Origin of the sequence: Furfurilactobacillus rossiae DSM 15814, from assembly GCF_000428925.1 — a bacterium.
Taxonomy (GTDB): Bacteria; Bacillota; Bacilli; order Lactobacillales; family Lactobacillaceae; genus Furfurilactobacillus; species Furfurilactobacillus rossiae.
Window position 1 is genome coordinate 48,439 of record NZ_AUAW01000015.1, and the last position, 9,601, is coordinate 58,039.

Annotated in this window: 6 protein-coding genes; 5 read left to right on the top strand and 1 reads right to left on the bottom strand. The window is 45.2% G+C overall.

The features are described from left to right. Positions 1 to 128: 128 nt before the first annotated feature. Positions 129 to 2,561: a Xaa-Pro dipeptidyl-peptidase gene (locus G400_RS0109785; protein ID WP_017260473.1), complete on the bottom strand. Its 2,433-nt coding sequence runs from the start codon at positions 2,559 to 2,561 to the stop codon at positions 129 to 131. Between the two features lie 471 nt (positions 2,562 to 3,032). On the opposite strand from G400_RS0109785, the gene G400_RS0109795 reads away from it, so the two are divergent. The 5 genes from G400_RS0109795 (at position 3,033) to G400_RS0109820 (ending at position 9,270) form a co-directional block, all read left to right on the top strand. Next, positions 3,033 to 4,658, top strand: coding sequence for a peptide ABC transporter substrate-binding protein (locus G400_RS0109795; protein WP_017260475.1), 1,626 nt, complete (start codon positions 3,033 to 3,035; stop codon positions 4,656 to 4,658). An 806-nt stretch (positions 4,659 to 5,464) separates the two neighbouring features. Further along, on the top strand, positions 5,465 to 6,565 hold the full coding sequence (locus tag G400_RS0109805) for an ABC transporter ATP-binding protein (protein WP_017260477.1): 1,101 nt from the start codon (positions 5,465 to 5,467) through the stop codon (positions 6,563 to 6,565). Beyond that, complete coding sequence (locus G400_RS0109810) at positions 6,562 to 7,380, top strand: ABC transporter permease (RefSeq protein WP_027827222.1); 819 nt, start codon at positions 6,562 to 6,564, stop codon at positions 7,378 to 7,380. The genes G400_RS0109805 and G400_RS0109810 overlap by 4 nt, the downstream gene beginning before the upstream one ends. Continuing rightward, the gene (locus tag G400_RS0109815) at positions 7,370 to 8,194 is read left to right on the top strand and encodes an ABC transporter permease (protein ID WP_017263101.1); all 825 of its coding nucleotides are present in this window, start codon (positions 7,370 to 7,372) and stop codon (positions 8,192 to 8,194) included. The genes G400_RS0109810 and G400_RS0109815 overlap by 11 nt, the downstream gene beginning before the upstream one ends. Continuing rightward, positions 8,191 to 9,270: an ABC transporter substrate-binding protein gene (locus tag G400_RS0109820; RefSeq protein WP_017263102.1), complete on the top strand. Its 1,080-nt coding sequence runs from the start codon at positions 8,191 to 8,193 to the stop codon at positions 9,268 to 9,270. Before G400_RS0109815 ends, G400_RS0109820 begins: the two co-directional genes overlap by 4 nt. The last annotated feature ends 331 nt before the right edge of the window (positions 9,271 to 9,601 follow it).

Here is a 9,601-nt window from a genome sequence, read left to right on the forward strand (position 1 = left end):
GACGAGTGGTTTATGCGGCTCTGAATCGAGGTTGAAGACTCCGGGTTTGGGAGGCTGAGACCGGTCCTATGGAACGGCGTTGCCAGCCCGCGCAACGAGAGCCATCTACTAAACCAAACCATACTGAATTAGTCCTTAAACGGAACATCCACAAAACTGTGATCCAAACTAATGGAGTATTGCAAATCTTGATTGCCGCGCACCGTCATCCCAAAGTCGGTTGCATAAACAACCAATCCTAGTTGATGACCGGCTAACAGACGATGGAACGTTGGCTGGAGTTCAACGCTGACCTCGTAGAATTGATTTGGCTTTAGTTCATCGTTTTGCCAAGGATGCTCACGGTTTTGCAGGTTAATGTGGCCCTTGGTAATCATCTTAAACGCAGTCTTATGACTGGCCAACATGAATTCTCGCAAACTATCTTCACGCCAGTGGTAGCCCAGATCCAGACCGTGGGCATTAATCGTCGTTGGCGAAACATTGAAGCGTTTGGCTTCACCGTAGTCAACCAGCTGAAAACTCAGCATGCCTAACGGTTGGTTAACGGCGACTGCGGCGTGGACGATAACTTTCCCATCAATGATTTTCGTATCATCGAACTGGGCAGATTTCATTAATAATCGATTATTACTCAAAGCATTTTTATCAGCAGTTAAGAGTTCTTGTTCCCAAACATCATTATGCGCGGCGTATCGGTCAAACGTTTCTTGGGGAAGCTGATCGCTAAACGATTTGGCACCGTGATTAGCAGGCGTTGCGACCAGTTCGTCGTTTGCAAAGTAGTAACGTGATTTCGGTAACGTTGGTTCAGACCAGTCTTTGTATGCCGTCCAGGTTTCTGGCGTGACATTGTCTTGAATAACAACATTTGGTAATTGTTCCTTAGCGCCGTTATCAACGCCGTAGAGTTCATGACTGAGCCAGAGGTTCATCATGTCGGTATAGTCGATTGACCGGAAAGCGTTGATATAGATATGTTGCCCTTGGTGAAGAATGATTTTTTTGGTAACTGGCAAATCGCGTAACCCATCCCACAAACGTTCCACATTGCGTGGCTTGACGTTCCAGTCATTTAAGCCGTGCACCATCACGATATCGGCCTTGATGTTTTTAATGTTTTTACGATAGTTTCGTTCATCCCAGAAAGTGTTGTAATTACCGCTCTCACGGTCCATTTGTTCCTGCATTAACTTCATTTGTGCATCGAAGAATGGTTTGATGCCATGGTAATCAGCAGGTTTCATCATCCGACTGAATGTTTCAACGGCGAGGACGTCCGCGTCCTCACCTGGGAAGCCACCGGGAGCAATCACCAACCCGTTGTCACGATAATAGTCGTACCAAGAGGAAATGGCAGCTTCTGAGATAATGGTCTTCAAACCGTCGACACCAGTCGTAGCAGCCGCAGTAGCTAGTGTGCCCAGGTAGGAGCGACCTGTCATGGCAATATTGCCATTGCACCACCAAGCTTTGATGGCAATATTATCAGTACGGTTGGTAAAGGCACGCCGTGATCCGTTAAGCCATTCGATGATGGCAACGGTCGATTTTGTTTGTTCAACGGAACCACACGTTTGAACGCCATCGGAATCCACTGTGCCAATGCCAGCAGCGTAAACGGCCGCAAAGCCCCGGGCCAGGAAGTAGTCGTTTAATGTGTAACTTGCTTCACGACCAAATGTTTCTTCGGTTGTTGTCGTCTCCCCGGCAATGGTGCGTTTGTCCGGCAAAGTTTGGTCAGTTTCGTGGTATTCAATGTCAGCATAGCTAGTATGATTGAGTTCCTTGGCCGTTAATGGCACGTTGACATTGTGTGTTTGTGCATCGCCGGCCTCGTCGTTGATTCCTTGATTGTAGGGGCTCGACGTATAGAGCGCTGGAACTTTTAAACCGTCGTTTGTTTCCCGTGGCCGGATAATCTCTGCCTTTAATAAATCGAGCTTGCCGTCATGATCGGAATCGACATCACTTTCGACATAGACCACTTCACGAATCAGATTGTTTTGATCAAACACTGGCTGTGCTTTCCCGTTAAAGAATAACGGCTTTTTGCTGGCAGGGAGGGCGTATAAACTAGTGAAGTAGCCATTGACGGCCAGTTTGTCTAAATATGTTTGCCCGTTTTTAGTATGTGTGGTTAATAACAGGTACCACGCAGCCAACACATCATCCTTAGACCATTCGTCATGGTCTGTGTGGTAAACCGGCAGTTGAATCTTAGCCATGGCAGCCAATGGATCGGTTAAGTCGTAGTCGACGGTTTCCAGGAAGTCTAACAATTGCAAGGCCACGCGATAGAAAATTGGCGCAGTCACAGGTTGTTCTAAATCCAACCAGTCGGCTAGGTTAGTCTCTGGGGTCGCTAAGTAGTTAGCCAGTTTGATGTCAAAATTACTACCAGTGGTGGCGTCCAAAAAGGCTTTGCGCAGTAACAAGCGGTATGTGAAGACACCATTTGTGGCGTTAGCAACGCTGGCATCGTAAAAGTTGATTGTCTGCATTTCACTGATTGCCGTTGTTAAATCGGTATCCAGACGAGCAAACTGATTATTTTTCATAATAAACTCCTTTATGTCTGCAAACCGATTTAGAGTGCATCACTTGATTTGCAAACTCAAACACAATTTAAAAATAATTATACCGCTTTCTTTCATGCGATAATGGCAGCAAAATGAGAAACTTTAGAAGAGAAAGTTTAGTTGACAAGGCTACTTATTTTCAGTAAGTTTATCAAGAAGGAATAACGGATGGAGGCTATCACATGTCATTCACGACAAAAACAGTCGAACACGTTTGTTGCACACAAGAACAGTGTGTTTGTTTTGTCGTGGATCAACGTGTGGTTAGTCAACAAGTCTAGTTATCGATAATCTTTGATGATAACAGCGGACCTGACCACAATGTTGGTTAGGTCCGCTTTTTTGTCAATAAGCTAAGGTTGGTGGCAAACGTGCGATGTTGGATTTGCGGGCTATGGAATAAGTAAGCATACATTGGGAGTCAAATTTAAATTAAACGGGGCGATAAAAGTGAAACACTTTAAACATTATCTTCGAACGGTTGCGTTAGTTTCGATTGCGACAGTTACGGCCATTACGTTAGCTGCCTGTGGTAATAAAAAGACCACCGCTAATAAAAATAATTTTCGCGTAGGTACCGTTGACGCCTTAGCGACGTTGAACAGTAGCCGTTACTCCGACATTAGTTCTGGTGAAGCCATCCAAAACGCAATTGAGGGGCTCTATAGGCTCAATCAAAAGGGCAAGCCTGTATTGGCTGGAGCAAAGTCCGTCACCGTGTCCAAAGATCAAAAGGTATATACATTTAAACTGCAGACAAATAAATGGACAAACGGCGATCCTGTAACGGCACAAAACTACGTCTACGCATGGCGGAAGCTTGCTGATCCGACGACGGGCTCTCCAAATTCGCAAAATATTGACCCATTGCAGAATGGTCAGGATGTCCGTTTGGGTAAGAAACCAATCACTGATTTAGGCGTAAAAGCCTTAAACAAGACGACGCTACAAGTTACATTAGCCAATCCAATCACTTACTTGAACGAATTGTTGGCCACCGCCCCATATGCGCCTCAAGACGAAGCCTATGTTAAGAAGCAAGGACAGGCCTACGGTACGAGCGCCGCTCATGCCATTTACAATGGTCCATTTAAGGTAACTGAGTGGACAGGAACGAACGATAAGTGGGCCTTCGTGAAGAACACGAAGTACTGGGACGCTAAGTCGGTTCACATTAATAAAATTTCGCTGACTACTGTTAAGTCAGAAAGTACCGCGGCAAACTTATATCAGTCCGGTAAGTTGGATTTTATCGACTTGGACAATGAATATGTTAAGCAGTACAAAGGTCGTAGCGGCTACCATGTTCGTAAGATTCCAGCAATTGGCTACTTAAACTTCAATACTAAGCGGGAAGCGACGGGCAATGTTCACATTCGCCGTGCCCTAGCTACTGGTTTCAATAAGACACAGTTAACAAAGAATGTTTTACAGGATGGGTCAACACCACTGAACGGGATTGTGCCAGCTAACTTTGTTAAAAACTCGGTCACCGGTGAAGATTTCCGCAAGTACAGCGGCAATTTAGTTCCGTATGACCGTGCCTATGCACAGAAAGAATTCAAAGAAAGGCTAAAGGAACTAGGCAAAAAGAGCCTGACGCTGGAATTCTTATCGGCAGATACGCCAGAAGCGAAAGCTGTCGCTGAGTTCATGCAAAGCTCTTATCAAAAGAACTTGCCGGGGCTGAAGATTTCTGTGCGTGAAGTACCATTGAAACAACGCTTGAATTTTGGTCACAATTATCAGTTTGATATTATTTACGGTATTTGGAGTCCAGATTATCAAGATCCTTACCAATTCATCACGGACGGTGGGGCTTACCACTTGAACACGGACTACAAGAATCCAACGTATCTGAAGGATGTGGCTGACGCCAATTCGACGTATGCAACAAACCCAACCAAGCGTTGGGCAGCCTTGAAGGATGCTGAATATCAGATTGTTAAGAAAGACGCGTTCACTGCGCCGGTTTTCCAAGGTGCCTACGTTTATATGCAACGTCCGAGTGTTAAGGGACTAGCCATTGATCCAAACGGAACGGGGTTGTTCTTCCGTGACGTGACGATTAAGTAATAGCAGATTTATAAAGTGTAATAACGGTTACGAATCGTTGTTGCACTTTTTGTTTTGTGTCGATGACCGCTTGCGGTTGTCAACAGTGACACGCTCGCCGTGGGACCGGTTCAGGTCTTCTGAAGTTCGAAGTCCTTCACCTCGCCGCCAAGCCTCGTGAGAACCGCGAGTCTTGGCGGCCGTCCGTGGTGTTAATTCGGTAAAACCATCCCGAATTAACACCACTTTCACGGCTCGGTATCACTGTTGACGCCCTTCAGCTGACATAGTGATAGCTAAGCTAGCAGTGACAGGGGGACAAGCCACTCAAACGTCTGTCACGGGGTTGGGGATAAGCAGCTAGTATCGCTTAACAATCAGAACTTTGATTTGAATGAATTAATGCGCCAACGTTTGATTTGACTGCTAGCAAAGTGAATGTGGGCGAGAGGGCGGCAGCGTTGAAACCGACTGTGAGAGTGTTGTAGATTCGGTGAACTGTCCGAGTCTACAACACGGGACGATCTTGAAGACGGTGGGTTGTGCCGGCTTTAAGGCGAGGTGAAAGACTGTGGTTTTCAGGCTCGAACCGGTCCCACGGGAGGTTTCAAAAGCAGCCAACCATTAGCGGACTTTTATCCACCAAACGAGGAAACGATTGTAAGCGGTCCTAACGAACGCAATAAAAATAGGTAGTTTATTACAACCAAGTGACACTTCCACAAGCTAGGTAAATTTGCTAGTTATTTGGTGTTATTTCGGTTACTATTGAAACCAATGTAAACCGCATGAGAATGCAGATTTAATGGTGATGGAGGGACGTTAGATTGGCGAAAACCATTATTGAGTTTAAGGACATCGTAAAGCGTTACGGTGAGACCGAGGTGCTCAAGGGTATCAACTTTCAAATAGAACAGGGTAAGTTCTACACTTTGTTGGGCCCGTCTGGATGTGGGAAGACCACAATTTTACGTATTATTGCAGGATTCACGGATGCCTCTGAGGGCGACGTGATGTTTGACGGCAAACGGATTAATAATGTGCCAGCCAACAAACGGAAGGTAAATACGGTCTTTCAGGATTACGCGTTGTTTCCACATATGAATGTGTTTGACAACGTTGCATTTCCATTGACGTTACGGAAGGTCAGCAAGAAAGACATTCGCACTCGCGTTTTAGATGCGTTAAAGATGGTCCAATTGTCCGGTTATGAGGACCGCGAAATTAATGAAATTTCTGGCGGTCAACAACAACGGGTTGCGATTGCCCGGGCCATTGTAAATGAACCGGACGTATTGCTACTGGATGAACCGTTATCCGCTTTGGATATGAAGCTGCGTAAAGAAATGCAGTACGAATTGAGAGCATTGCAGCAACGATTAGGGATTACGTTTATTTTTGTGACTCATGATCAGGAAGAAGCACTAGCCATGAGTGATGAAATTTTCGTCATGAATGCGGGACAAGTGTTGCAAACTGGCTCACCGGTCGATATTTATGACGAACCGATCAACCATTTTGTGGCTGATTTTATTGGTGAAAGTAATATTGTGCGTGGCCATATGGTTGCTGATTACCTGGTTTCGTTTGCTGGGCATGAATTTAAGTGTGTGGACGCTGGGATGCGACCAAACGAACCGGTTGAAGTGGTTATCCGGCCAGAAGACTTGGATATCACAACGGTGGCCAAGGGGTCACTGACAATGACAGTGGATACACAATTGTTCCGTGGTGTGTTCTTTGAAATCACGGGTCACGACGATACTGGTAATAGTTGGCGGATTCGCTCCATTCATCGCACAGAAGTGGGTGCTCAGGTTGGTGTGTTCTTCGATCCTGAGGATATCCATGTGATGCGGTTTAACGAATCTGAGGAAGATTTTGATGCCCGTTTGGAAACGTATGAAGGGGAGGAATCTGATCGGTGAAACAAGGCAAACTGTTCTACTACATTCCGTACGGCTTGTGGATTGCACTGTTTGTCATTGCACCAGTCGTACTGATTGTTTATCAATCATTTTTTAATATTGCGGGGCACTTCACCCTAAGCAACTACGCGACGTATTTTCATTCAGGTGTTTATCTGAAGATGACGTTTAATTCTGTCTGGTATGCGTTTTTGATTACGGCGATTACGCTACTGATCAGTTATCCAACGGCGTATCTGTTGAATCAATTAAAGCATAAGCAATTATGGTTACTGCTAATTATTTTGCCGACGTGGATTAACTTACTGTTAAAGACGTATGCCTTTATTGGGTTACTATCACGTAGTGGCTCAGTGGACAGCTTTTTGACATTTATCGGTATCGGACCTAAACAACTGCTGTTTACCGATGCGAGTTTTCTATTTGTCGCAACCTATATTGAGATTCCGTTTATGATTCTGCCCATTTATAATGCCATTGCGGAATTGAGCCCGTCCTATGTCAACGCTAGTCGGGACTTGGGTGCCAGTGGCTGGCAAACGTTCAGCCGGGTAATCTTTCCATTAACGCTGGATGGGGTGAAATCCGGGGTTCAGTCCGTTTTCATTCCATCGTTATCACTCTTCATGATTACGCGCCTAATCGGTGGTAACCGAGTCATTACCCTGGGGACCGCCATTGAACAACATTTCCTGGTGACACAGAACTGGGGAATGGGTTCGACAATCGGGGTCATCTTGATTGTGGCAATGGTGATTACGATGTTGCTAACCGGCGAACGCAAAAAGAAGGGGAGGACACGTCATGCAAAGTAAACTGTCTGGCTGGTCCAAAGCCTACCTCATCATTGTATTTATCATTTTATATGCACCAATTTTATTTTTAGTCATGTATTCCTTTAGTAAAGGCAATACGATGAGCAATTTTCATGGCTTTACGTTTGACCATTACCAAACGTTGTTCCATGACCCACGGTTGATTCAAATTGTGTTAGACACACTGATTGTGGCGTTGCTGTCTTCACTGTTTGCGACAATCATCGGTACGGCAGGTGCGCTGGGTGTGTATGAAACGCGTCACCGTGCGATCCGCCAGACTGTCCTTTCATTGAATAACATTCTGATGGTTTCGCCTGACGTTATTATCGGGGCCAGTTTCCTGATTTTCTTCACGATGTTAGGGTTGCGATTGGGTTTTATCTCAGTGTTGCTGAGTCACATTGCCTTTTCGATTCCAATCGTTGTGTTGTTGGTTTTGCCCAAGCTGAATGAAATGAATGCGTCTATGATCGATGCTGCGGCTGATCTGGGTGCTAATCCTTGGCAAACGTTGACGCGGGTGATCTTGCCAGCAATCATGCCTGGTATCTTTTCCGGTTTCTTAATGGCTGTAACGTATTCGCTGGATGACTTCGCGGTTACGTTCTTTGTCACTGGAAATGGTTTCTCAACGTTGTCTGTGGAAATTTACTCACGTGCTCGGCAAGGGGTCGATCTGGAAATCAACGCGTTGTCAGCGCTGTGGTTCCTAGTTTCACTGCTACTGATTGCGGGGTACTATTTCCTGGAACAGTACAATCAGGGCCGCAAAACCAAGAACCGTCAACAAGTTGAGGCGGTGATCAAATGAAGCGATTAGTTAGTTTGGTTGTTGTTATCTTAGCGGTCAGTTTGGGACTTGGTCTGACTGCGCATCATTTACAACGTGTTGAAGGGGTCGTTGGTTCTGGCAACAACGTGCTAAACTTATACAACTGGGGGGATTACATCGATCCAGCGTTGATAACGAAGTTTGAGCACGAAACAGGTTATCATGTTTCCTACCAAACATTTGATAGTAATGAATCCATGTACACAAAAATCAAACAGGGTGGCACGTCATATGATCTGACGGTTCCCAGCGAGTACATGGTCCAGCGAATGAAGGCTGATCATTTACTCAGGCCATTGGACAAGAACCGATTAACGGGTATGAACAACATTTCGTCGCAGTTTAAAAACCTGGCTTTTGATCCTCACAATGAATATTCAGTGCCTTATTTCTGGGGTACACTGGGGATTGTTTACAATGATAAGTTTGTCAAAAAGGGTGAATTGACGACCTGGGACGATTTATGGAAGCCACAGTTTAAGGACAACATCATGTTAGTCGATTCTTCCCGTGATGTTTTAGGGTTGGCATTGATGTCGCAAGGCCACTCGGCGAATACGCATGATCAAGCCCAGCTGGACGAAGCGGAGCAGAAGCTCACGAAGCTAACGCCCAATGTTAAGGCTGTGCTCGATGATGAAATCATGATGTATATGGAGCAAAATGAGTCAGCAGTTGCCGTAACATATTCTGGCAATGCGGCCGAGATGATCAGTAATAACAGTCATCTTCATTACGTCATTCCGAAGCCAAGTACCAATCTGTGGATCGATAACCTGGTTATTCCGAAGACGGCCAAACATTTGAAGGCCGCTTACGCTTTCATTAATTTTATGAACCGTCCAGAAAACGCTAAACAGAATGCAGAGTACGTGGGCTACTCAACACCTAATGCACCAGCGGAACAGTTATTGCCTGCGGATGTTCGTCAGGACAAGGAGTTTTATCCAAGTGCTAGTGTCATCAAAGATACGCAGGTATACCAAGACCTTGGTGTTAAGGAAACAGGTACGTATAATGATTTGTTCTTGCAATTTAAGATGTTTAGAAAGTAAGTGAAACGAGAGCGGGACAAAACTCTTGAATAAAAAATAAGGTTCGAAATCGTTTTTTGATTTCGAACCTTATTTTCGTACTATTATGTAGGCACAGAGACAATTCTCTGCTTATCCAACAGCGACTAAACAATCAGAAAGCGAGGTTATCTCCATGTACAAGAATTATAACAATAATCAAACCAGTTTGGCAGTGAATTTAGATTTTACGCCTAGTGAAAATCATGTGGTCACGGTGTTAAGCCGATTCGTAGACTCTATTCCTTTAAAAGACGTCATGAACGCAACTGCCGCCACTGGGCGGCCAGCCTATGATCCACGGTTAATGATG